The sequence below is a fragment of the Nannocystis exedens genome (genome assembly GCF_002343915.1).
Classification (GTDB): Bacteria; Myxococcota_A; Polyangia; order Nannocystales; family Nannocystaceae; genus Nannocystis; species Nannocystis exedens.
On sequence record NZ_NETK01000001.1, the window covers coordinates 3,628,540 to 3,650,806 of the forward strand.

The following is a 22,267-nucleotide window of genomic DNA, read 5'->3' on the forward strand; positions in this document are numbered from 1 at the left end:
TTCAGGCCAGCGACTGGGTGAGCGCGCCGGTGTCGATCGGCGCCACGGTGTAGCGGGGCCCGATGCCCCAGGCCAGAGGCGAGCGGATGAAGGGCGACGAGCAGTAGATGTTGGGGAGCTCCCCGCCGGCGTCGCCGCGGTCGGCGATCGACTTCTCGAGCACCATCGAGGTGTACTGCGACATGCTGCTCTCGAGCGCGTTGCCGTTGAGGACGACCTCGGCGCCGTACTTGGCGGCGTGCTCGCGCAGGCTGCGGAGGCCGGAGGCGCGCGGGAGGTAGCTCTCGGGGCAGACGCCGTTCTCCGAGACGGCGAACACGCCGCGGCCGGCCGCGTGGAACACGATCGAGTGGTTGCCGAGCGTGTGCCCCGGCGTCCACACCAGCGCGAGCCCCTTGCCGAGCCACACCGAGCCCTCGACGGCGATGATCTTCTCGGCCGGCACGCCGTCGAGCGCCTCCTCGATCCACCACGGCCGCTGCAGCGGGTGCAGCGCCTGCAACGTCTCGATCTCCCGGCGATTGACGATCAGCTTGGCGTTCGGATAGAGCGGCGGCCGCCCGCCCTCGCCGACCAGGCCGCGCCGCAGGTCCTGCACGTGGAGGTGGTCGAAGGTGACGTAGTCGATCTTGGCCGGGTCGACGCCGAGCCGCTTGCGCGCCAGCGCGGCCGGCCCGTCGGCCCGCTGCAGCAGCTCGGGCGGGAAGAACGGCACGAGGTCGCGGCGCAGCTGGTCGAAGAAACCTGCCCGCGCGGACAGGTCGGCCTCGCTCGGGTTGACGAAGATCGTGCGCACCTGGCCGCTCCAGTCCTCGAACTCGATCAGGTTGCAGCGGTTGCGCATCAGGAGGTACTTCGCCCGCGTCGGCGGGGCCTGCCAGAAGGCGAACGCGACCGGGTACGGGAACGGCAGCAGGTCGAGCGTGCGGAAGCCGCGGACCGGGCCGTCGCTGCGGAAGCGGCGGGCGAACGCCTCGCCGCGGGCCCGCAGGTCCTCGAGGCGAAAGCCCGGCCTCTGCTCGCGCCAGCCGTCGTCGAGCTCGGCGATCGCGCGGAAGTTGGCAGGCAGCTCCGCCGCACACAGCGCCGGGACCTTGGGGCTGTCGAAGGGCATCGCCGTCACCTTATCGCGGCCGCCGCCGCTCGTCAGCGGAGGCCACCCCGGTGCGCGGGCGTCGTCGGCCCGGCGCGCGAGAAAATCTACTCGCCGCGCGCGTCAGCGGCCGTAGGTCCGCTGCAGGTGGGCCACGGCCGCCCCGGCGTCGCGGAGATCGGCGTCGACGTTGGGGTCGAGCAGCGCGGGCAGCTCGGCGCGACCGGTGCGCTCGGCCAGCTCGGCGAGCTTGGCGCTGCCGCGGCCGCAGGTGCGCCAGCGATAGCCGATCTCGCGGGCGCACAGCCATTGACGGATCTGCCGCGCCTCCGCCGAGGTCTCGTCGGCGAACAGCTCGAGCGGCTGCGCCGGCGCCTCGGACGCGATCGCCCGCACTCGCGGCAGCGCCAGCGAGGCGATGCCGCTCGACACCGTCGTCAGCGGGCCGAGCCGCAAGGGCAGCGGGACATGACCGTCGCCGTAGCGGTCGACGAGGTGGCGCACGATCACCGACGACTCGCGGATGACCTGGCCGTCGTCGACGAGCATCGGGTACGGCGGCCCGTGCTCCGGGCGAAAGCGCGTCCCGCGGGGCGGGCACGGCCGCATCGACACGTCGAGGTCGAGCCACACCAGCGCCTCGCGGACCTTGCGGCAGAACGGGCACGCCTCGAACTCGTAGAGCACCAGCTCGCCCGTCGGTCGCGGCCCCGTGGCGCCCACACGCCCGCCGAGCCCGAACCGCACCGCCGTCGCCGCCGCCGAACCCAGCCCCGTCATGCCCTGCTCCTCGCCGTCGCTTCACCCGCGCGTCGCGTCATTGGCTCGTCCCGGGTGCTTGCATGCGCGACAATTTCGCCGGCGCAACCGCCTCGCCGGGCCCGCGCTCGCGGCACGCTGCGAGCGCCGTGTTCGCCCGCGCCGCTCGACGAGCAGACCCGCGTCGCGGCCGGCATCGCAACGCCCGCCCCCGTCACTCCCCCGCTCCCGGTCGCCGTCATTCCCGCCACCGCGACGCGTACGCCCGTCACTCCTCCGCCCGCAGCCTCGTTCATCCCGCCACCGCCACGCGTGCGCCCGGCGATCGTCCCTCCGCTCGCTTTCGTGTCCGCGCCCGGCGCTCGCATGGGCGACGACCGGCCCCGCGCCGGCTCATGTCCGGGCCTTCCGCAGCTGTTTGCGCAGGAACTCGACCGCGACCTGGCAGAACGGGCGGAACTCGTGGCCGTCGCGGCTCGACCAGCGGGCGATCTCCCGCTCGAGCGCGGCGCGGGACCAGGTCTTGTCGCTGTACTTCTTGCGCAGGCGGGCGATGAGGCCCTCGACCACGCGGCGGCGCAGCTGGCGGAGGTGCGGCGCGTTGAGGCCGAGCACCTGGTCGAGGTCGCGGTCGGCCTCGGGGTCGGCGCCGAAGATCCGGCCCTCGACGAAGCCGTAGCGGACGCGGTGCTCGACGCCGGCGACCGGATCGAGCACCAGCGGGTTGGCGCCCTTGCGCACGTCGCAGTGGCGGATGTCGCGCTGCTCGTGCGTCGGATTGTCCTGTCCTCCGGGACAGGCGGCCAGCAGGTTGCGGTGCGTGAGCTGCTGCGCGCGGTGCTCGTGCTGCGGCCGCAGGTGCTCGATGCGCAGCGAGTCGAGCTCGATGCGGTTCATGCAGTAGCAACAGATCGCGCCCTGCTCGCGCAGCAGGGCGCGCCGCAGCTCGTGCTTCCACGGGCCGGGGTCCTCGAAGCTGCCGCCGGCCAGGCGGTGCTGGGTCAGCGCCGGCGGCTCGCGGCCCTTCTGGATGTTCTTCATCCCCCGGCCTCGTCGTCGTCTTCGCCGAGGAACGCCATCATGCTGCCGAGGCGGACCACCTCGGCGTCGTGCGGGCCGAAGTCCTCGACGAGCTCGGCCAGCGCCGCCCGGGCCTCGGGCCAGCGCTCCTCGTCGATAAGCCGGGCGACCGCGCGGACCTTCGCGGCCGAGAACGGCGGGTACGTATCGACGCCCATCACGTCGTAGAGGATCGCGTTGCTGTCGCGCCCGAGCGTGTGCGGCGGCTCGTCGACCAGCCGGAAGTCGCGCAGCAGCTTGACCTGCTCGCGCGGCACCAGCGACAGCACCTGCGGCGAGTGGGTGGTGACGATGAACTGCAGGTTGGGGAACGTGCGCTCGAGGTCGGGGAGCAGCGTGCGCTGCCACTGCGGGTGCAGGTGCAGCTCGACCTCGTCGATGAGGACGATGCCGCGGCCCTGCAGCGGATCGGCGAGGTTCGGGTGGGTGATCGCCAGCCGGCGGGCGATGTCGCCGACCAGCACGAGCAGACCCTGCTCGCCGCCCGACAGCTGCGAGAACGCCAGCTGCGTGCCGCCCTTGCGCAGGATCAGCGCCGGGCGGCGGCCGACCACGAAGTCGATGTGGGCCGCGCCGGGCTCGCGCGTCGGCCGACGACGGAACCGCAGGTCGGTCCAGTCGGGCAAGAACGAGAGGATCGCCCGCCGCACCGCCGCGAGCTGCGGGTCGACGTGGTCGCGTCGCTCGCGGATGAGCTCGTTCTCGAGGTCTTCGCGCAGCAGAAACCACCGCAAGAAGTCCTCGCGCCGGGCCCCGCGCGACCACGTGTGGTCGACGTAGAGGCTGGCCGGGCCCGACGGCAGCTCGCCGCGGGCCGGGTCCTCCTCGGCCTCGACGTAGCGCTCGTGCGAGTAGGTCGCCAGCATCGGCGCGTCGAGCACGACCCCGCGGGCCAGCGCGTCGTGCCAGCGCGCCGCCCAGCTCGCCGTCTGCGGCGTGTCCGGCTGCGCGTGCGTCCAGCGGTCCCAGCGGTGCGCGAGCTCGTGGCGCAGCACGAACGCCTGCTCGCCCGGCTCGAGATCGGCGAACAGCTCGTCCTTCGCGGCCGTCGCCGGCGGCGTCCACACGAACTCGCCGTGGACCACGCAGCGCTCGGCGCCGGCGCGCACGTCGGCCAGCGTCAGGCGCGAGGCGTCGTCGCCGAGCCCGGTGCGGGCCACCGCGAGCGCGAGCAGGTAGGCCACCGCGTCGAGCACCGACGTCTTGCCGGACCCGTTGACTCCCACCAGCGCGGTCGTGCGGCCGTGCGACAGGTCGAGCTCCAGCGCCGCGAAGCCGCGGAAGTTCTCGAGCTGCAGCCGATGGATCCGCATCGAACGACGACCGGGCGAAAGTGTAGGCCCCGGCGCGCGGCGCTCGCAAGTGCGCGCGAATCAATGCTGCGCGCGGCGGCGGAACGCGGCGACCAGCGCGTCGGCGTCGACCTTGCCGGGGCCGATGCCCGGCTTCGGGCGGACCATCCCGAGCGACGCCATGTCGTGGACGTAGGCCGGGCGGCGCATGCCGACCAGCACGCACGTGACCGGCAGCGCCAGCAGCGTCAGCACGGCGCGGCGCGACAGCGGCAGCCCGCGCCACGCGGCCGGCGTCGCGGCGACGAGGCGGTCGCCGATCGCGTCGGTGAGGGCCTGGGCGCGGGCGCGGAAGTCGTCCTCGATGGCGTCGAGCGCGGCCAGCATCTGCTGCCCGTAGTCGTCCCAGAACGCGCGGAACTCGGGCAGCAGCGCCGGGTCGAGGTCGCTCGTCAGGCTGGCCTCGATCTGCGCGCAGTGGGCCGAGATCACGTTGTTGCGCAGGTGCAGCCAGTGCCCGAGGTCGCGGATCTGCCCGAGCCCGGCCTCCAGCTCGCTGCCCCAGCGCAAGAGCTCGCGGATGCCGTCGCCGTACTCGGCGGCCAGCCGCGCGCCCAGGCCGCGCGACCACTCGCCCTCGAGCCGCTGCAGCGCGCGCAAAATCGGCAGCGGATCTCTCGGCTGGTCTTTGGGACCTGGCGCATCGGCCAGGCGGATCATGTGCGGGCCCTCGCCCTCGTCGACGAACGCGTTGAGCGGGCGGTTGGCGAGCAGCGCCAGGCCCTCGCGGCGGGCCAGCGCCAGCGCCGACGGCGACCCGTCGGGCTGCGCCTCCGTCAGCGCGCCGAGCTCGTAGAGGTTGAGCGGCAGCTCGGCGACGGCGAAGTGGTGCAGCGCCCCGCCGACCTCGCGCGCGAGCGCCAGCGCGCGGCCGAGCGAGACGTACTGGCCGCTGTCCGGCGGCTCGACGAAGTTGTTCGACGACACGCCGTACCAGGCGATCTCGCCGCGCAGCACCGCCTGCTCGAGGAACGCGAAGGCCTCGCGCAGGCGGCGGTCGAACTCCTCGCGGTCCTCGGCGGTGACCTCGCCGGCGCGGTTCTCGCGGTCGATGAAGAAGTACTCGGGGTTGTGCAGCAGGAACACGTCGATCGTCTGCAGCCCGAGGCGCTGGCGGCTGAGCGCCAGCTGGTCGGCGAGGAACTCGGGGTGCAGGCAGTGCCAGCAGCTGTCCTGGTAGCGGACGACGTCCGGGTACGGCTGCTGTCGCTCGTGGGCGAGCTCGAGCGCGGTGCCCTGGAGGTACCCGGCCTTGGTGATGACCACGACGTCTTCGCGGCCGGCGACGCGCGCTTCGAACAGCTCGCGCAGGACCTGACCGATGAGGATCTCGCTGCCGCCGTCGCCGTAGTTCGCGCTGGTGTCGACGAGGTTGACGCCGGCGCGCACCGCCTCCTCGAAGGCCTGGCGGTGCAGCGCCGACTCGACGTGGACGCGGTAGGCGCCGAAGCCGACCGGCGCGACGTGCAGGCCGGTCCGCCCGAACGGGCGCGGGTCCATGCCGAAGCGACGCGCACGCTCGGCGCTCGCCGCCGGCGCCGCGCGTCCGGGCCACAGGGGTCGCTCTTCGTCGCGCATGGGTGGCGAGCAGTACGACAGGCCGCGGGGGCCGTCAACGGCGGCGAGGCGACCTCGGGCGCGCCGCAGCTTGCACGTGCAAGCGCCGGTGGGCGACCATGCAGGTCCGGCCGCGGCCGGTCGCCCGAAATCGCGCCCATGCTCAGCGCCCTGCGCCACCTGCTCGAATACCTCCGGCCCTACCGCTTCGAGGTGTCGCTGCTCCTGGTGGGGCTGCTGATCGACCTCGCGTTCAACGTCCTGTTCAGCCTCAGCTTCCAGTACGTCATCGACGAGGCGATCGCCAAGCACGACCAGGCGCTGCTGTACACGATCCTCGTCGCCCTGCTGGTCGCCGTGGTCGTCGCCGCCGGCGTCGCGGTGATGCGCGACTACCTCTACGCCCGCCTCGGCACCGCGGTGATGAACGACCTCCGCCTGCGGATGTTCGAGCACCTGCAGCGGCTGTCGCACGACTTCTACACGCGCATGCAGGTCGGCGACATCCTCGCCCGCTTCTCGACCGACCTCGGCGCGGTGCAGAACGCGGTCATCCTCGCCATCCCCGAGACGATCCTCGGCATCCTCGGCGTCACCACGATCGCCACCCTGCTGTTCATCTTCTCGTGGCAGCTCGCCCTGCTGACGCTGATCGGCCTGCCGCTCGCGACCCTCGGCCCGCAGGTGCTCGGGCCCCGGGCCGAGCGCGACAGCTACCTCGTGCGCCACGAGGAGGCCCAGATCGCCAGCACCGTGCAGGAGAACCTCGGCGCCCACGCGGTCGTGCGCGCCTTCCAGCTCGCGCCCGAGCAGACCAGCCGGTTCCGCTACAAGCTGCGCTCGCTCTACCGCATCGGCGTGCGCTTCAACCTCACCACCTACCTGGTCGAGCGCACCCCCAACCTCACCTTCTTGCTGCTGCAGATCGCCGTGTTCGGCTTCGGCGCGGTCAAGACCTTCCACGGCGAGCTGTCGCTCGGCTCGCTGGTCGCGTTCAACATCCTGCTCGGCTACCTCAGCACCTACGTCACCGCGCTGACGCGGGTGATGCCGCCGCTGCTGATGGCCGCCGGCGGGATCAAGCGCATCCAAGAATTGCTGCGCGCGCGCCCGCAGGTGCAGGAGAAGCCCGGCGCGGTGGCCCTCGCGCCGCTGCGCGAGGCGATCACCTTCGAGGCCGTGTCGTTCTCGTACACCGGCGAGCACCGGAACCTCGACCGCGTGAGCCTGAAGATCCCGCGCGGCACCACGGTGGCGATCGTCGGCGCCAGCGGCTCGGGCAAGAGCACCGTGCTCGGCCTGCTGGCCCGCTTCTACGACCCCGACCGCGGCGTGGTCGCGTTCGACGGCGCCGACATCCGCGGCGCCTCGTTCGACTCGCTGCGCGGCCAGCTCGGCATCGTGTTCCAGGACAGCTTCCTGTTCAACACGACGGTCCGCGAGAACATCCGCATGGGCCGGCTCGCGGCCACCGACGAGGAGGTCGAGGCGGCGGCGCGCGCGGCGGAGATCCACGACCTCATCGCCAGCCTGCCGGAGGGCTACAACACGGTGGTCGGCGAGCGCGGCAGCCGGCTGTCGGGCGGCCAGCGCCAGCGCGTGGCGATCGCCCGGGCGATCCTCCGCGACCCGCAGATCTTGCTGCTCGACGAGGCGACGTCGGCGCTCGACCCGACCACCGAGGCGGCGATCAACGCCACGCTCGAGCGGCTCGGCCGCGACCGCACGGTGATCGGCGTGACGCACCGCCTGGCCTCGACGCGCCACGCCGACCTGATCCTCGTGTTCGACAAGGGCCGCCTGGTCGAGCAGGGCAACCAGCGCGAGCTGCTCGCGGTCGACGGCCTGTACCGCCGGCTGTGGAACAAGCAGCAGGGCCTGGTCGTGAGCGAGGACGGCACGCGGGCCGAGGTCGAGCCGGAGCGCCTGCGCGCGATCCCGATCCTCAGCACCCTGTCCGACACGATGCTCGCCGCGGTCGCCCGCTCCTTCCTCAGCGAGCGCGTCAGCGAGGGCCGCTCCGTCATCGTCGAGGGCGACACCACGGTGGAGAAGTTCTACATCGTCGCCCGCGGCAAGGTCGCCGTGCTCAAGCGTCAGGACGACGGCAGCGACCAGCAGATCGCCGCCCTGCAGGAGGGCGACCACTTCGGCGAGGTCGCGCTCCTGCGCGACGCCCCACGCAACGCGACGATCCGCACGCTCACCCCGTGCATCCTCCTGACCCTGCAGCGCCGCCAGTTCCTCGAGCTGATCCAGAGCGACCCACGGCTCAGCCACGAGTTCGACTCGGTGGTCCGCAGCCGGGTCCATCCGGTCACCATGGCGTGAGCCGCCGTCCGCCCGCTCGCGGCGGGCCTCCGGCTTGCCAAGCGCGGCTTGGCGCCTCTACTATCGGGCGCCCCCATGTCGATGCAGCTCCTGGTGTCCGCCCTCGTCAGCGTCGCAATGGTCGCGCCCGCCTCGCCGGCGACGAAGCCCGCCGCCGACAGCGGCAGCGCGGCGGCCCCGGCGGCCTCGGCCGAGGACGCCACGCTGAAGCGGGCCGAGGAGCTGTTCCTCAACGGCCGTCAGCTGTTCAAGGAGGGCTCGTACGAGGCCGCGATCCTGGCGTTCCAGGAGAGCTACGAGCTGTCGAAGCTGCCCGAAATCATCTACAACATCGGCAACTCCTACGAAAAGCTCGGCGACTTCGCCAACGCCCGCAAGTACCTCGACCAGTACCGGGCCTTCGCGCCGGACAAGGAGCGCGAGCTGCTGGGTCGGCGGATCCAGAACCTCGACCAGCGCCTCCGCGAGCAGGAGGACAGGGCCCGGGCCGAGCGCGAGCGGCAGGAGCAGGAGGCCAGGCAGGCCGAGCCAAAGTCCGCCCCGCCGCCGCCCGTGATCCAGCCCGAGCCCGAGCCCGAGCCGAAGAAAGACCGCGTGTTCGGCCCCGCCGCCGCCGCCCTCACCGCCGTCGCCGCGGTCGGCCTCGGCCTCGGCATCGGCTTCGGCGTCAGCGCCCAGAGCCAGCGCAACCAAGCCCTCGGGCACTGCAGCGAATCGGGCGGCCAGACCTTCTGCGGCGTCGACGCCGAGCCCTTCCTCGCCGCCCAGAAGTCGCGCGCGCTCGGGGCCGACATCAGCTTCGCAATCGCCGGCGCCGCCGCGATCGCCGTGATCGCCATCGTCGCCGTCAAGGCGTCGCGCAAGAAGAAAGAGCAGGCGACCGCCCGCCTCGCCCCGTGGGGCGGCCCGCGCGGCGCCGGCCTCTCGCTCGGCTTCCGCTTCTAGGTTCTTCGACGGCTTCGTCCGCTCGGGTACAGACGAGCTCCCGACGAATCCTCACCGCCGCGTCGCGCGAAACTCCACCGTCTCCGCCTCGATGAACCCGCGCAGGACGACGGAGTACCGTCCCGGCTCGAGCCAGTGCGTCTCCGTCATCGACCCTTCGAGCACCGCGTCGTAGCCGCGCAGCCAGGCGCAGCCATCGCACTCCGCGATGAGAGCCTGTCCACGCGTCCCCTCACCTTCTGGCGTCACCACCGCGATCTCGTACTCGCCGGCTTCGGTGATCTCGATCGTCCGTCGCAGCTCCAGATGGGTCTCTCCGAAGACGATCGGCTCACCTGGGGGCTGCATCCCGCCCACGACCTCTGGGTCTTCGCAACTCAACGAGCTCGTCCAGGCGAAATTCCCGGCGAGGTCGGCCATCAGCGCCGGCGCGTCGCACTCCAGCCGCGGCAAGGACGGGGGTTGGGAAGGGCACTCCGTCGCCGCCAGGTACTCCTCGACCAACGCATCGAGCGACACGCCGTAGCTCGCACGCACGGCCCTGTCCCAGTCGGCGAGGTCGGGTGCTCCTGGCACGCCCCGGTACAGCGCCGCGAAGCGCTCCGCGCCGTGGCTTTGCAGGAGATACCTGACGAACCGCGACGCCACCGGATAGCCGGCGCCGTCCGTGATTCCGATGCGGTCGAGCGTCATGTAAGGACGAGGGTCGCCGACCTCTATCGGGCCGTCGATGACGGCCTCCGCGAAGCCCTCGGCGAGGAACGGTGCTGCCGGGGCGTTCAGTTGGTTCGCAATGGTGTGCACGACCTCGTGCGGCGTCATCGATCCGTGCCCGGCAGAGCGCAGCCCCACCGCACATCCGAGCGCAGCGGCGCAGAACGGATCTTCGGCCCAAACCGCCGCGTAGTCGACCGCCGTCAGCCAGTAGTATGCGACCTGCTTCAGGCCCTCGACCGACAGATCGAGCAACTCGGCGGCGCGTCGCGCCGTCGCGTCGTACACCGCGACGGTTCCTCCGCAGAGCTCGAGCTCCAGGCTGTAGTGATAGTCGACGAGTTCGCCATGGACGACCTCCGTCTGAGGCACCTGCTCATGGCAGGCCGTCACCAGAGCGACAGCGAGGAGACGTGTCCGTTTCTGCATCGAAAAACTTGTACCACTCCGCCCGGGCGCGAGTTCCGCACCCCGTCAGTTGGTCACCAAGGACAGCACTCCAAGAGTCCCGTCGTGAGTGTAGCCCATCGTGAGCGACAAGACGCCGTCTCGGAGCGTACCGGAGAGCTGTTCGACTTGAATCATGGACAGCAGGGGCCCGACATCGGGAACCGGAACGTCGAGGATACTCGCACCCTCCGCCCAGCCTCGTAGAACAGCCGAGTCCAGGGGGAATGTCACGGTACCTCGCTCAAGGTAATACTCACCCCGGAGTTCCTCGGCGAGCTGGAAGTCCGCGCCCCAAATCTCATACGAGTACTGCGCGCCAGCCGCGTCGGTGTAGATGCCGATCACCGGCATACTATGCATTTCCATGGCATCGATCACGAGATCGCACTTCGTCACAGTGCAATTCTCTGTCTTCATGGCCAGGTAGCCCTGGAGACCAGTCTGTGACGAACTTCCTCCATCCGAACCGGCAACACTAAGTGTCGCCGTGAAGCTCTTGATCGACGAGTCACCGCCCCACACGGGCATAACGTAATTGCAGAACGGCTTCCCGTCGCTCGGATCATGGAAGTGGACCTGCTCTTCGAAGAAGACGGTGCTGCAGTCCCATGTATCATGAGTTTCAGTACCTTCTTCGGGGATCACGCTCTCATCAGAAAGCAGACCATCTTCGCGGTTATCGCGCTCTTGCGTGCAGTCCGTTGCACACTCCATCTTAGCTTGCTCTTTCGTACCCATTCCGCATGGAATTGCCGTTCCCCCTTCCTGCCAGCACCTGCGGTGATTCACAGGATCGCCGAGAGCCTCCGCGCGCTTCACCGGATCATTCATCTCGTCGGTCTTCATGAAATAGAAGCACATGTCCTTCGCACCGACTTCAAGCATCTCATCCCACTTGCAGTACCAGGTTCCCGACTCCTCGGGACCTCCAGTCTCGCCGCTCCCGGTCTCGCTGTCCCCGTCACTGGTCGTGGGGTTGTCGCTTGGCAAGGGTGGAGGGCTAGGGTTTTGTTCGCATGGCGTGATAATTTGAGGATCGTTATACCAATCGCAGGCCGCGCCGTATTCAGCGTTCCATCCACCAGGGATTGAGTGCGGGTATTCACCGAAATAGTGCCACGCACAGAGATCCTCCTCGGTGTACCCTCCTCCATAACCGCACAAACTCGGCACGCAGAGCTGATTTCCATTGCAACTCAGCCACTTGGCCGTAAAGGCATTACCAGTATCCGAATCGGATCCCCAACTCAAAGAGCATCCATCACAACCATCACACGACACTGCGGTCAGCGAGATTGTCACGAAAGCGAGCATACGACGGGTAAAGAACCAGCGGAACCGTGAGATCATACGTTCTATTTTCCAGCATAGGCCGTCTTCTGCCAACGTAATTCAAGAAACGCCTCAGTGCGGCAGATCACGCAATTCGTCAGCTTATCCCTCATGTTGATTTACCAAACAGGCCCTAGTGATCCGACCGCGACGTAGTGATCTGGTCGATTTTGAGTAATCGTCCGACAGACTGCGTCTGGCTCGGCCTCGAGCACCTGGGCTACATCGCGGTCGGATGCTCGCCGAGGGCGATACGGCGGAAGACGTTGGCGGCGAGGAGCTGCTGAGCCTCTGGCTGCTTGAGCGTTTCCTGCCAGGAGGCGGGGGCGAGCTCGAGGACGCGGGGGCGCGGCCAGGAGGGCAGCAGGCACAGGAGGTCGCGGAGGTAGCCGAGGGGCTCGATGCCGTGCATCTGGCAGCTGGCCAGCAGGGACACGAAGAGCGTGTTGGCCCGCGCCCCGTCGTCGCTGCCGACGAAGAGCCAGTTTTTGCGACCGACGGCCTCGCGCCGCAGCGCGCGCTCGGAGATGTTGTTGTGGAGGGGGAGACGGCCGTCGTCGAGGAAGCGCCGCAGCGCGGCCTTCTGGTTGGTGGCGTAGGTCAGGGCTGCGGCGAGCGGCGAGCCGTCGAGGGCGACCTCGCATTGGTGGGCGCACCACGCGAAGAATTCGTCGACGATCGGCGCGGACAGCTTCCGGCGGACCGACTCGCGCCGCTTGCGGCTCTCGTCGGCCAGCTTCTCTTCGACCTTGAAGAGCTTGCGGATCAGCCCGAGCGCGTGCCTGGCGAGCTCCGGCTCAGTGCCCAGCGCCTTGAAGAAGTAGCGCCTGCAGTGAGCCCAGCACGCGACCTCGACGACGGCGCCGTCGCGGAAGAGGTGGTCGTAGACGGTCGCGGCGTCGGAGACGAGATAGCCCTTGTAACCGGCGAGCAGGCGATCGACGGCCTCGCTGTCGTGCCTCGGCGAGAATCGATACAGCACATGCCGGCCCGGGGCGACGAGCACCCAGAAGTGGGCGCGCTGACACTGCTCGGGCGCCTGCACGAGCACCCCGGTCGCGTCGACGCAGACGTACGGCGACAGGAAGGCGTCGGCCATCATCGCGTCGACGAGCGGCTCGACCAGGTCGGCGAGCTGCTGGTGCCAGCTGCAGATCGTCTGACGCGACAGCGGCAGGCCCTCGCGGGCGTGGATCGCCTCCTGGCGGTGGGCGGGATTGTGATCGCCCCAGCGCAGCACGATCGTGTGGGCCAGGAGCCCGGGTCCGGCCAGCCCGCGCTCGATCGGCTTGTCCGGCGGCGGCGCGATCACCACGGGAGGGGTTTCGGGTGTCTCATCGGCCAGCTGGGTCTCGATCGACTCGCTCGCCGGAGCATTCTTGCGGACAAACTTCGGCCGCACGATTCGCGCGACCACCATCGCGCCCGGCCGGCGCTCGACGGTCTCGCTGACGACCTCGCCGATCCGCTCGAAGTTCTCGAGGCCCTCCAGCAGCACCTCCGGCGGCAGGACCTCGACCTCGACGCGCGGCAGCGCCTCCGGCAGCTTGCGCCGCCCGCGACGGCGCCGCCGCGGCTCACACGCATCCGTGGGGCGGGTCGTGCTCGCCTCGTCGTCCTCGTCTCCGTCGAGCTCCTCGGCCAGCGCGTCGTCGAGGTTATCCTCGTCCGCGCTCGCCTCGGCTTCGTCCGGGCCGAGCAGCATGCCCAGGAGGCGCATCGACAGCTGCGCCTCCTCGTCGCCCTGGAAGCGCTCGGCCTTCTTCCCGACGACGATCCCCTTCTCGAGCAGCCGACAGCGCTCGAGCAATTGCATGTAGAGCGCCCGGTACTGCTCGCGGTCCGAGGACGCCTTCGACAGCGCCTCGCGCAGCGCGAGCAGTTCGCCCTCCTTGCTCTCGAGTTCGCTGCGCAGGAGCTCGATCTCGCTCACGCGTCCTTACTACTCGTTCGCGCGCCCACGTCAAGAGCGTTTTCACGCCCGCGTCCTGGATGCCGCGGGACGCCCCGCAGCAGCGCACCGAGGCTCTTTTCGTCGATCTCGATCGAGCGCTGCGACGGGCTCGCGGCCTTCGGCGCCGTCGTCGTCGCGCGGTGCAGTCGCTTGTACAGCACCGCGAAGCCGTTGTGGTCCCACCACAGCAGCTTGAGCCTATCGGCGCGCCGGCCCAGGAACACGAAGACCGCGCCGCTCCGCGGATCGTCGCCCATCTCCGCCCGCACCGCCAGCGCCAGCCGATCGAATCCTCTCCGCATGTCCTGCGGCTCGGTGCACACGAAGACGCGGACGTTCTTCGGGATCATCCGCGCCGTCCTCCCACCGCGCCGAGCACCCGCGCGAGCATCTCGCCGTCGACCTCGCCGAGGACCCGCACCACCGCACCGCCGAGCTCGACCTCGATGACTCCGGTCTCCGCCACCAACGCCGCTGCCACCTGTTTCGTCACCTCCACGAAGTCGCGCTCGCCCGCCGCTGCGCGGGGCCTCGCCGGCGTCGCTCCCGTCCGAGCTCGCTGCCGCAGCTTCCACCGCCAGCCCGCCAGCGTGTGCGGGTTGACGCCGATCTGCTTCGCATACTCCCGGCAGCTCCGCCCGCTCGCCTCGAGGGCCTCGACCCGCTTCTCCCAGATCGCCGGATCCGCCACCTTGCTCGCCGTCACAGCTGCCTCCACTCCCGGAGCCGACGCGCCCGCTCCTGCGGTGTCATCGGCCGGAAGTCGATCCGGTAGCCGCCGCTCACGCCTCGAACCTCCCACTTCATGTCGTCCGGTACCAGCAACGCGAAGCTACCCCGCTTCACCGGCTGCGGCGCCAGCACGACCGCGCCGCGCTCTTCCTTCAAGTCGTTACGCTTCCTCGACATCGATCCTCCTCGAGGGGCCTTGTAGCTGCTCGAGGATCTCGATTCACGACGCAGTCTTCCGGACGGATACGATTTTGAACACCGCTCGGGCTTGCTCCTTGGTGAACCGCCAAGTGATCTTCCGCCGTCGCCGGTGGGCGTCCTTGTTCCACAAGGACGTGCGGCGGCGCAGTTCGGAGAGAGAGCCGATCCGGAGACGCCCAAGGCACTCACGTGACCACAGGCTCGCCTCGTTCTCGGCAGGGTTGAGCCAAATCCCGTGCTTGGGAGCATACTGCACTCGCGCCTCGCATCATCGCCGAAGGCCGAGCACAACGAATTCTGACGGTGGGTATTTGAGATTGTCCATGACGAGGTGAATTGTCCGCGCCGAACGATATCGTTGAGCTATCTTGCGGAGAGCCCGAGTGAACTGCTTCGCCGGGCGGTTGGGCGTCGCGTAGGTCAGGTGGCGCCCTGCCTTGGGCTCGACGATGCAGAAACTATTTGCGGTTCCGCGCCGCACGTATTCATAGTCCTGGCGAGCCATGCGGCCGGGTGAGGCTGGCCGGCTAGGTCGAGCGGGGTCTCGAAGTACGACGGGCCGTTCATACTCCTCCTGTCGGGCTCCGGCTCGAACGCCCGGCCGTTTTTCGCCGTCCGGAAGACGTACGTACTCGGGCCGACATCAGCTTCGCTATCGCCAGCGTCGCCGCGATCGATATCGACGGTGTCGGCCGTGGTGCAAGCAGAAAGAGCAGTTCGCTCGCCTCACCCCATGGAGCGACCCGCGCGGCGCAGCGCTGGGGCTCGACCTCCGCTCCTGGCGCGCTGGCCCGCGGCCTTTCCTTCGCGCCCGCAGCCCTTCCCTCCACCTCGCCTTCTCGGACATCGCTGGCCCGCAGCCCTCCGCCGGCGCCGCGGCCTTCCCCTTCGTCCCGTCGAGGCATCGCTGCCCGCCTGCGTCCTCCGTTCGCCCCTTCAGGCCCTCCCCGTCGACGATCGAAATCGCGCATGTTACCTTGCCGGGGATGTTCCGCCCCACGCTCGTCGCCGCCGCCCCCGGTCTGCTGACCGCCCTCGCCGGTTGCACTCTCGACTGGGATCGGGTCTCGCAGGCAGGTCACGCGCTGCCATCGCTGACGACCGGCTCGACCGGCGACACGACGACGACGCCCGACGCGAGCACGGGCGCCGACGCGAGCACGGGCGCCGACGCGAGCACGACGTCCGGCTCGACGACGACCACCCCCTCGGTGACGCACGGCGAGAGCGCGAGCGACAGCGGAACGACCGGTGACGACGGCGAGGGGGAGCCGGTCGAGGTCGAGGTCTTTGTCAATTCCCTGTCGCCGATGACCGAGGTCGGCCAGGTGCTGGTCTCGGTCTGGACGTCGCGTCCGGTCGCGTCGTTCGACATCTTCATGGACGGGGACATACCGCTGGTGCTCGGCGCGGCGCCGGTGAACCCGATCCACGTGTTCGACGTGACCTCTGAAACGGCCCCGGGCGACGGCACGCACACGCTCCGCGCCGTCGCGCACGCGGCCGACGGCGTCAGCGGCGAGGGCGAGGAGGAGCTCGTGATCGACGTCCAGCCCGGCGGCACCGACGTCTGGCCGCCCTACGTGAAGCCGGGGCCGATCAACGGGTTTACGGGCGCGGCCCTCCGCGGCAACGGCATCGACGTCGCGGGTTACCTCGAGACGAACGACGGGCTCGTGGCAGTGGCGACGCGCATCGACGGCTCGAAGGGACAGCCGGAGGGCGAGCCGATCCAGCTCGGCCCGGTCGCCGCGATCGGCGGCGGTCGCGGCCCGGCGATCGCCGTCGCCGGCGACGACGTGGCATACGTGGCCTGGACGCTTCCAGACAGCGGTTCGACGCGATGGGCCGTGACGAAAATTAAATCCGGCGGGCTGAAGGGCCAGACATGGACCGGCGCGCTCGGGACGTCGGTCCACGCGCTGACCGCCGTCGACGACGTGCTGATCCTCGCCGGCGCCAACGAGGTCAGCCCGGGCACCCACGACCTCAAGGCGTGGTGGATCTCGGCGGCGGACGCCGAGATCTTCCACGAGCGGACGTTCGCCGCGCCGAGCGTCGAGGACAAGTTCAACACGCGCGACGAGGTCGCGCGCGACGTGGCGGTCGTCGGCGACGAGGTCGTCGTGGTCGGCGAGCGCGAGGTGCCAGGCTTCGACAATCAACTCGTCCGGCGAACAGTGGTCTTGCGTCACAGCCTGGACAGTGAGCCGCTCGCCGAGTGGACTTCCCCGGGGGAACTGCTGCAGGAGGACTCCGGAATGGCCGTGGGCTCGCTACGTGAGGGCGGGTTCGTCGTGACCGGGTGGGGGCGCGACAAGAATTCGATCCGCCAGCTGCTGACGCGGTGGTTCTCGGCCGAGGGCGAGTTGCTCGCGATGCGATTCGAGCCGACTCCGGCGAACGACGCCTTCGGGCTCGCTGTCGGCGAGGACCGCGAAGGAAAGATCATCATCGCCGGGTCGCTGCAGCAGCCGAAGACCGACGCGAACGCGTGGATCTTCGCCATCCCGGGGCCGGACGGTGCGCCGATCTGGGAGGTGATCCGCAACGGGCCCGGTCAAGGACCCGACGAGGCTGCAGCCCTGGCGCTCGATGCGTGGGGCTACGTGTACGGCGTCGGCAGCGAGTTCGACGGGCTCCAGCCGCGAGCCTTCGTCTTGCGCCTCTACCCCTAGCCTCACTGAGGCACGAACACGTCGCACTGCGACTTGATCATCTCCGCCGCGGCGGCGAAGTAGTCGCTGTATCCCTCGGCGCAAATGGACCCGAACAACGCGTTCGGCTGCATGAGTTCGGTCCACGTCCGGAGCTCGTGCTCGACCCCTGGGTCATACCCGCACAGCCCTACCGGGTCGTCGATGTCGGTCGAGATCACGAGGAGCACGACCGCGTCGGCGTCGCCTCCCTTCGCCTCGACCAGCGCGTCTCGCCAGTCCTCTGCGGTGCCTTCGCTGCCCTCGTCGTACGTGTCCTGGATGGCGACGACGACCAGCAGCGCGTCATCGCGGAGGAACCCCTCGTTGCACCCGCCGGGCCCGTCGAGCTCATCGGCGAGCGCGAGCATCGTGGTCTCGGCGACGCCATCGGCGCCGTTGATCCCCATCGACGCGACGCAGGTGAACGCCTCCTCGAGCATCGGCTGCCCCGCGGTGATGTAGCGCAGGCCGCTGGCGAGCTCGCAGCGCTCGTTGCTCGCGTGCTCCCCGAGCGGGTACGTCACGCCCGCGCCGCGGATCGAGTCGCAGGGCTCCGGCGACGTCCCGCACGGGTACTCCGGCAGGTCGGCGCACACGTCCTTGCAGCCGACGCAGCTCGGATAGCCCCAGAACCCCGACGTGTTCGAGGACATGATGTGATAGTCGAAGTCCGCGAACGCGCTCTCGAGCGTGGCGATGAAGCCCGGGAAGCTCGCCTTCAGCCGGGCTTGCTTGATCTCCATCGTCGGATGGCTGCTGATCGTGAACAGGAGGTCGACCTTCCCCTTGCACCCCGGCGGCGGGCCGTCGCCGGCGTCGGGGATCGGGCCGAGATCGGGGAGCCCGCTGCCCGTGCTCATCGAGCCGGTGGAGCCGCCGGAAGCCTCGGAGCTCGCCGCCGGGCCCGAGCTGCTCGCGGTCGACGTCGTCGAGTCGACGGGCGACTCGCCGCTCGTCGTGCTCCCGACCGGCGCCGTCGTGATGCTCGTGCTGAACCCCGACTGCTGCCCCTCGCCGTCGTTGCAGGCGAACAGGGCGGCGAGGGCGGCGAGCGCAAGGCGGCGCATCCCGTTCAGCTTAGCGCGCGCTGTGGGCGGTGTCACGTCAAGCCCTCGGGGCCGACATCAGCTTCGCCATCGTCGTCCCCGCTGCGCTCGCCATCGTCGCGGTCAAGGCGACAGCGAGGAGAAAGAGCCGAGGCGGGCCTCACCCGTGGGGCGGCCCGCGCGACGCCGGGCTCGCGCTCAGCTTCCGCTTCCACGCGACCCCCTCCCAGGCCTCGCCGCTTGCAATGGCGGCAGGGCGGGAATGGGCTTCGGCTCGCCAGTCATCGCCTGCCGGCGTTCCCATGCCCCGACACCGCGCGCAGCACCGAGGAACGCCAGAATCCCCAGCAGCTTGACGAACCAGCTCGGGTGGAAGATCGCAAGCCCGAACGCGAGGTTGAACGCGAACTGGGCGACTCCGGCACCGCGCCCGAACAGCCTTTCGTATGCGAGCTCCCAGGACTCGGCCCGCTGCACGAGCACCAGCCTCGACCCCGGCGTTCGTGCTGTCACAGGAGGTTGGGACGGCGCGCTGAGCGGCTCCGAGAGGGCCGTAGGTCCGTCCGTTGGCGCCTCGACAGCTGCCTCCTCGAGGCCCACCGGCATGTCGGTTCGTGGACTTGCGAGCGCCCGCACCCGCCGGCTCGCCAAGAATCGCCTGGTAAATCGCTCCACCAACCCGGCCCAGACCCACCAAAATACCATCCACGCGAGCGCCTGCTGCCACCACACGAGGGCGAAGAGGTCGAAGAACGTGAAGAAGACTGCGGCACCGGCCCAGAAGATGAGGGAGATGGGCGTCAGCGCCGCGTGAGACCAAAATTGATCGGTCGGCAGGAGACCCCACCGCTGCGGAGGCAGGGGCCGATACGGGGCTATTTTATGCGGATCCAAGGCCTCCTCGCTCTCCATGATTCTGCGCGCCGTTACACTTGTCCGCGATGTAGAAGGATGCGTACCCGAACGCGGTCCCGGCGGCCTTACCACAACCTGTGGGGCTCTTGAGAAACAGCCCGCAGGTGGCGCCGACCAGGATGCCTGCAGTGGCGCCCGCGAGCGAGCCCGCGACCTTACATTTGAGGTCCCGGTCGTCGACCGTTATGACCGTGAACGCCTCGGTCACCGCATCTTCGTGCCAAACCTGCACGACGCTGCCGGCGACCGCATGAGCCTGTGCAGGACTGAAGGCCGAAAAGTCCACTGTGTTCCAGACGACCGACCCCTCTGCGAACTTCGACTCGACCACGACCGTCTCGCCGACCGTGACGCGCCCGAGCCCCGCTCCGCCGTCGTCCGTGTGTGCGGCGACGGAAATCGGACCGACCTCCGGCAGTACGTAGCTGAGCTCGATGTGAATACCGTCTCCGAGCTCCACGACGGGCCGGTGTTGTCGCCGGCCAGGATCCGCGTGAATTCGCCGACGAAATTCGCCGGGGAGATGCGCGAGCGCGTAGGCGGCCTCCAGCGTGCCCAAGTGCTCGGAGGGGTCAAGGGTGCGCTCCCTTCGGTCGCCGGCCTACGGCCGCCCTTGACCCCTCCTGCGCGCTTCGGCAAGTGGCCCCCATGGCCTATCCTCGCATCCAGGTGTTCCGCACACTGAACACCTGTAACCATGATGCGTCACTCAACGGTAGCGATCCGGCCTTCTCGCCTCCAATTCGGCCTTCGGCGGCCGTTTCGGTTAGTCGACGCCTCCTTCGTCGGCGAATTCACGCGGATCCTGGCCGGCGCTAACAGGCCGGACATTCTCGAACGTGATCGGCGCCCGAAGGCTGTCGAGAAACGCCTCCGGTGTGGTCGGCGCGGACCTGGAAGCGGGCGCCCCGGAGAGCAAGAGGACCATGAAGAGACTGGTGAACATCGCCCGCCAATGGCAGAGGTTCGGCAAACGACAAGCAAACGACAACAGCTCTCGCCGGCGAGCAGCGAGCGCCGCGCCGCGAGCTCGCACCGTGCTCACGCCGGCATGGCCCACGACTCCCGGCGGTGGGCTGCGCGCCAGGGCTGCAGGACGGCGACGCTGAGCACCACGAGCAGCTTGCGACGAGCCGAGCTGACGCGCGGGATTGACGCCACCGACTCGCGCCTGACGCCTCTTTCTTGCGTCACCCGCACTGCCCGCGGCTGAGGCTGTCTCGACTGAGCGCACGCCGGGGTCTCAACGAAGGGCGGGGACGGCGTCGGTCGGGCTTGCTGTCGACCGCGCCGGCTTACGGCTCCCGACCCCAGGTCGTTCAGGCGTCACCATCGCCGTCCGACAGCGCGCGGGCCGCCCGACCGGTCCGAAGCCCAGGGCACTGCCTGTCCTTCACGACATGCTCTTGACGACAAGCCCCAAGAGACATGACCCGGAGGACATGTCCCTCCGGACCGCTCACTCTACTTCTTATTAAAGGGGTTCTTGATCTCTTCGTCGCCCTCGTCGGCCGCCGGCGCCGCGGCCTCGACGGACGGCTTGTTCGGCTTCTTGTCGGGCTTCGGCCGGGCCTGCGCGGGCGCGGGCGTCGGCGCGGGCGCGGCCTTGGCGACCAGCTGGCGCTCGAAGGACTTGTCCTGGTTGGGGACGATGTCGATCACCAGGTCTTCGAAGCCGGGGGCGCGGAGGAGGAGGTTCAGCTTCTCCTCCGACCGCTCGACCTCGATGCCGTCGGGGTCGTTCGTCACGCCGAGCTGGCCCTGGTCGGCGGCGTCGAGGATCTGCGCCTGCACGCCGGGGGTGGAGATCTTGAAGCGGACGCGGTCGGCCTCGGGGGCGGCGGGCCTGGGCTGCTCGACGACCGGCGCGGCCGCCGGGGTCGGCGGGACGATCACCGGCGCGGCCGCGGGCGGGGGCGGGCCGGCGTCGACGGGCACCATCGCGTAGACGACCGCGCCGACGGCGACCACCGCCGACAGCACGCTGAGCCACACCCAGCTGCGCTGCTGGGCCGCGGGCACCGCGTTGAAGCGGGCGGTGACGGGGCCCCAGGGCGTCTTGATCTCCTCGTCGACGACGGTGACCGGGCTCGCGCCGGTGCCGACGGCCTCGACCGCGGCGGCCATCTCGTTCATCGACTGGAACCGCAGGCTGCGGTCCTTCTGCATCGCCTTGAGGATGATCGCGCCGACCTCCTCCGGGATGTTCGGGTGGCGGATGTCGGGCACCTCGAACATGTGGCGGTTGAGCACCTCCATCATGGTGGTGCCGGAGAACGGGAGCTTGCCGGTCAGCAGCTCGTAGACCAGCACGCCGAGGGCGTAGATGTCGCCGCGGTGGTCGACCGACTGGCCCCAACCTTGCTCGGGGGACATGTACTCGGGGGTGCCGACGACCACGCCGCTCTGGGTCAGGCCCTTGACGTCGGGATCGTGGCTCTGGACCTTGGCGATGCCGAAGTCGAGCACCTTGACGTGGTCGACGGCCGCCCCGCGCTTGACGAGCAGGATGTTGCCCGGCTTGATGTCGCGGTGCACGATGCCCTGCTCGTGCGCCGCCTGCAGCGCGCTGCAGACCTGCAGCAGGATCGGCCGGACCCGCTTCCACGCCAGCGCGCCCTCGCCGAGCACCTGCGCCAGGTCCTGGCCCTGCAGGTACTCCATGACGAAGAACGGCTGGCCGTCGGGCGTCTTGCCGAAGTCGGTGATCTCGACCACGTTCGGGTGGTTGATCATCGAGGCGGCCCGTGCCTCGCGCATGAAGCGGTCGACGTGGTCCTCGCGCAGCGACAACTGCGCGCTCAGCACCTTGATGGCGAACTTCTTGAGGATCGTGGTGTGCTCGGCCAGGTACACCGCACCCATGCCGCCGTCGCCGATGCGCTCGAGCACCTGGTAGCGGCCGAGCAGCAGGCTGCCGACGAGGTCGGCGCCGATGCCCGGCCCGCGCCCGGGGTCGGAGTCGCTGATGGCCGTGGCGATGCCGGAGGCCGACGTTCGGACCATCGTCTTCGGAGTCTCGATACCTGCCACCTTCAGCTCCCGGCGCTCTTCAGCCTACACGAGGAAACCGAGTCGGCGAGCCCGCGGCAAAAAAACCGCGCCCG

General features: G+C 69.7%; 18 protein-coding genes and 1 pseudogene. 3 read left to right on the forward strand and 16 right to left on the reverse strand.

Going from position 1 to position 22,267, the window contains the following annotated elements:
- Position 1: 1 nt before the first annotated feature.
- The 5 genes from NAEX_RS14230 to NAEX_RS14250 all read right to left on the reverse strand — a co-directional run bounded on the left by NAEX_RS14230 (position 2) and on the right by NAEX_RS14250 (position 5,862).
- The gene (locus NAEX_RS14230) at positions 2-1,114 is read right to left on the reverse strand and encodes an MBL fold metallo-hydrolase (protein WP_143140717.1); all 1,113 of its coding nucleotides are present in this window, start codon (positions 1,112-1,114) and stop codon (positions 2-4) included.
- Between the two features lie 102 nt (positions 1,115-1,216).
- On the reverse strand, positions 1,217-1,873 hold the full coding sequence (locus NAEX_RS14235) for a glutathione S-transferase N-terminal domain-containing protein (protein WP_096328044.1): 657 nt from the start codon (positions 1,871-1,873) through the stop codon (positions 1,217-1,219).
- A gap of 372 nt (positions 1,874-2,245) precedes the next feature.
- Positions 2,246-2,893, reverse strand: coding sequence for a retron system putative HNH endonuclease (locus tag NAEX_RS14240; protein WP_096328045.1), 648 nt, complete (start codon positions 2,891-2,893; stop codon positions 2,246-2,248).
- A complete protein-coding gene (locus tag NAEX_RS14245) occupies positions 2,890-4,245 on the reverse strand; it encodes an AAA family ATPase (protein ID WP_096328046.1) in 1,356 nt (451 codons plus the stop codon). The genes NAEX_RS14240 and NAEX_RS14245 overlap by 4 nt, the downstream gene beginning before the upstream one ends.
- A 60-nt stretch (positions 4,246-4,305) precedes the next feature.
- The gene (locus NAEX_RS14250; protein ID WP_096328047.1) at positions 4,306-5,862 is read right to left on the reverse strand and encodes an aldo/keto reductase; all 1,557 of its coding nucleotides are present in this window, start codon (positions 5,860-5,862) and stop codon (positions 4,306-4,308) included.
- A gap of 138 nt (positions 5,863-6,000) precedes the next feature.
- Here NAEX_RS14250 and NAEX_RS14255 point away from each other — a divergent pair, with 138 nt between their 5' ends.
- Entirely contained in the window at positions 6,001-8,172 is a 2,172-nt protein-coding gene (locus NAEX_RS14255) for an ABC transporter transmembrane domain-containing protein (RefSeq protein ID WP_096328048.1), read from the forward strand.
- A gap of 75 nt (positions 8,173-8,247) precedes the next feature.
- On the forward strand, positions 8,248-9,117 hold the full coding sequence (locus NAEX_RS14260; protein ID WP_096328049.1) for a hypothetical protein: 870 nt from the start codon (positions 8,248-8,250) through the stop codon (positions 9,115-9,117).
- Positions 9,118-9,168: 51 nt separating this feature from the next.
- Here NAEX_RS14260 and NAEX_RS14265 read toward each other — a convergent pair whose 3' ends face one another.
- The 7 genes and pseudogenes from NAEX_RS14265 to NAEX_RS54510 all read right to left on the reverse strand — a co-directional run.
- On the reverse strand, positions 9,169-10,260 hold the full coding sequence (locus NAEX_RS14265) for a hypothetical protein (RefSeq protein WP_100793088.1): 1,092 nt from the start codon (positions 10,258-10,260) through the stop codon (positions 9,169-9,171).
- A 45-nt stretch (positions 10,261-10,305) separates the two neighbouring features.
- Positions 10,306-11,271: a hypothetical protein gene (locus NAEX_RS47840; RefSeq protein WP_143140718.1), complete on the reverse strand. Its 966-nt coding sequence runs from the start codon at positions 11,269-11,271 to the stop codon at positions 10,306-10,308.
- A gap of 562 nt (positions 11,272-11,833) precedes the next feature.
- On the reverse strand, positions 11,834-13,546 hold the full coding sequence (gene tnpC / locus NAEX_RS14275) for an IS66 family transposase (protein WP_096328052.1): 1,713 nt from the start codon (positions 13,544-13,546) through the stop codon (positions 11,834-11,836).
- A complete protein-coding gene (gene tnpB / locus NAEX_RS14280) occupies positions 13,543-13,917 on the reverse strand; it encodes an IS66 family insertion sequence element accessory protein TnpB (protein ID WP_096325695.1) in 375 nt (124 codons plus the stop codon). Before tnpB ends, tnpC begins: the two co-directional genes overlap by 4 nt.
- On the reverse strand, positions 13,914-14,273 hold the full coding sequence (tnpA, locus tag NAEX_RS14285; RefSeq protein ID WP_096325694.1) for an IS66 family insertion sequence element accessory protein TnpA: 360 nt from the start codon (positions 14,271-14,273) through the stop codon (positions 13,914-13,916). The genes tnpB and tnpA overlap by 4 nt, the downstream gene beginning before the upstream one ends.
- A complete protein-coding gene (locus tag NAEX_RS50145) occupies positions 14,270-14,476 on the reverse strand; it encodes a hypothetical protein (RefSeq protein WP_096325693.1) in 207 nt (68 codons plus the stop codon). The genes tnpA and NAEX_RS50145 overlap by 4 nt, the downstream gene beginning before the upstream one ends.
- 292 nt (positions 14,477-14,768) lie before the next feature.
- Positions 14,769-15,032 (reverse strand): annotated as a pseudogene (locus NAEX_RS54510) (transposase); the annotation flags it as partial.
- 454 nt (positions 15,033-15,486) lie between these two features.
- Here NAEX_RS54510 and NAEX_RS14300 point away from each other — a divergent pair.
- Positions 15,487-17,178, forward strand: a complete 1,692-nt coding sequence (locus NAEX_RS14300) for a hypothetical protein (RefSeq protein WP_096328054.1) — start codon at positions 15,487-15,489, stop codon at positions 17,176-17,178.
- 2 nt (positions 17,179-17,180) lie between these two features.
- Here the strand turns inward: NAEX_RS14300 and NAEX_RS14305 are convergent, their stop codons facing one another.
- The 4 genes from NAEX_RS14305 to NAEX_RS14325 all read right to left on the reverse strand — a co-directional run bounded on the left by NAEX_RS14305 (position 17,181) and on the right by NAEX_RS14325 (position 22,166).
- Positions 17,181-18,266 carry a hypothetical protein gene (locus NAEX_RS14305; RefSeq protein WP_096328055.1) on the reverse strand — a complete coding sequence of 362 codons (1,086 nt, stop codon included), beginning with the start codon at positions 18,264-18,266 and terminating at the stop codon, positions 17,181-17,183.
- Positions 18,267-18,443: 177 nt separating this feature from the next.
- Positions 18,444-19,157: a hypothetical protein gene (locus NAEX_RS14310; protein WP_096328056.1), complete on the reverse strand. Its 714-nt coding sequence runs from the start codon at positions 19,155-19,157 to the stop codon at positions 18,444-18,446.
- On the reverse strand, positions 19,126-19,620 hold the full coding sequence (locus tag NAEX_RS14315) for a hypothetical protein (RefSeq protein ID WP_096328057.1): 495 nt from the start codon (positions 19,618-19,620) through the stop codon (positions 19,126-19,128). The genes NAEX_RS14310 and NAEX_RS14315 overlap by 32 nt, the downstream gene beginning before the upstream one ends.
- A 1,004-nt stretch (positions 19,621-20,624) precedes the next feature.
- Complete coding sequence (locus NAEX_RS14325) at positions 20,625-22,166, reverse strand: serine/threonine protein kinase (protein WP_096328059.1); 1,542 nt, start codon at positions 22,164-22,166, stop codon at positions 20,625-20,627.
- Between the last annotated feature and the right edge of the window lie 101 nt (positions 22,167-22,267).

What these genes read in the sequence shown, in the direction of transcription:
- NAEX_RS14230 (WP_143140717.1), bottom strand. Translation starts at nt 1,114, where the DNA reads ATGCCCTTCGACAGCCCCAAGGTCCCGGCGCTGTGTGCGGCGGAGCTG.
- NAEX_RS14235 (WP_096328044.1), bottom strand. Translation starts at nt 1,873, where the DNA reads ATGACGGGGCTGGGTTCGGCGGCGGCGACGGCGGTGCGGTTCGGGCTC.
- NAEX_RS14240 (WP_096328045.1), bottom strand. Translation starts at nt 2,893, where the DNA reads ATGAAGAACATCCAGAAGGGCCGCGAGCCGCCGGCGCTGACCCAGCAC.
- NAEX_RS14245 (WP_096328046.1), bottom strand. Translation starts at nt 4,245, where the DNA reads ATGCGGATCCATCGGCTGCAGCTCGAGAACTTCCGCGGCTTCGCGGCG.
- NAEX_RS14250 (WP_096328047.1), bottom strand. Translation starts at nt 5,862, where the DNA reads ATGCGCGACGAAGAGCGACCCCTGTGGCCCGGACGCGCGGCGCCGGCG.
- NAEX_RS14255 (WP_096328048.1), top strand. Translation starts at nt 6,001, where the DNA reads ATGCTCAGCGCCCTGCGCCACCTGCTCGAATACCTCCGGCCCTACCGC.
- NAEX_RS14260 (WP_096328049.1), top strand. Translation starts at nt 8,248, where the DNA reads ATGTCGATGCAGCTCCTGGTGTCCGCCCTCGTCAGCGTCGCAATGGTC.
- NAEX_RS14265 (WP_100793088.1), bottom strand. Translation starts at nt 10,260, where the DNA reads ATGCAGAAACGGACACGTCTCCTCGCTGTCGCTCTGGTGACGGCCTGC.
- tnpB (WP_096325695.1), bottom strand. Translation starts at nt 13,917, where the DNA reads ATGATCCCGAAGAACGTCCGCGTCTTCGTGTGCACCGAGCCGCAGGAC.
- NAEX_RS50145 (WP_096325693.1), bottom strand. Translation starts at nt 14,476, where the DNA reads ATGTCGAGGAAGCGTAACGACTTGAAGGAAGAGCGCGGCGCGGTCGTG.
- NAEX_RS14300 (WP_096328054.1), top strand. Translation starts at nt 15,487, where the DNA reads ATGTTCCGCCCCACGCTCGTCGCCGCCGCCCCCGGTCTGCTGACCGCC.
- NAEX_RS14305 (WP_096328055.1), bottom strand. Translation starts at nt 18,266, where the DNA reads ATGCGCCGCCTTGCGCTCGCCGCCCTCGCCGCCCTGTTCGCCTGCAAC.
- NAEX_RS14310 (WP_096328056.1), bottom strand. Translation starts at nt 19,157, where the DNA reads ATGGAGAGCGAGGAGGCCTTGGATCCGCATAAAATAGCCCCGTATCGG.
- NAEX_RS14325 (WP_096328059.1), bottom strand. Translation starts at nt 22,166, where the DNA reads ATGGTCCGAACGTCGGCCTCCGGCATCGCCACGGCCATCAGCGACTCC.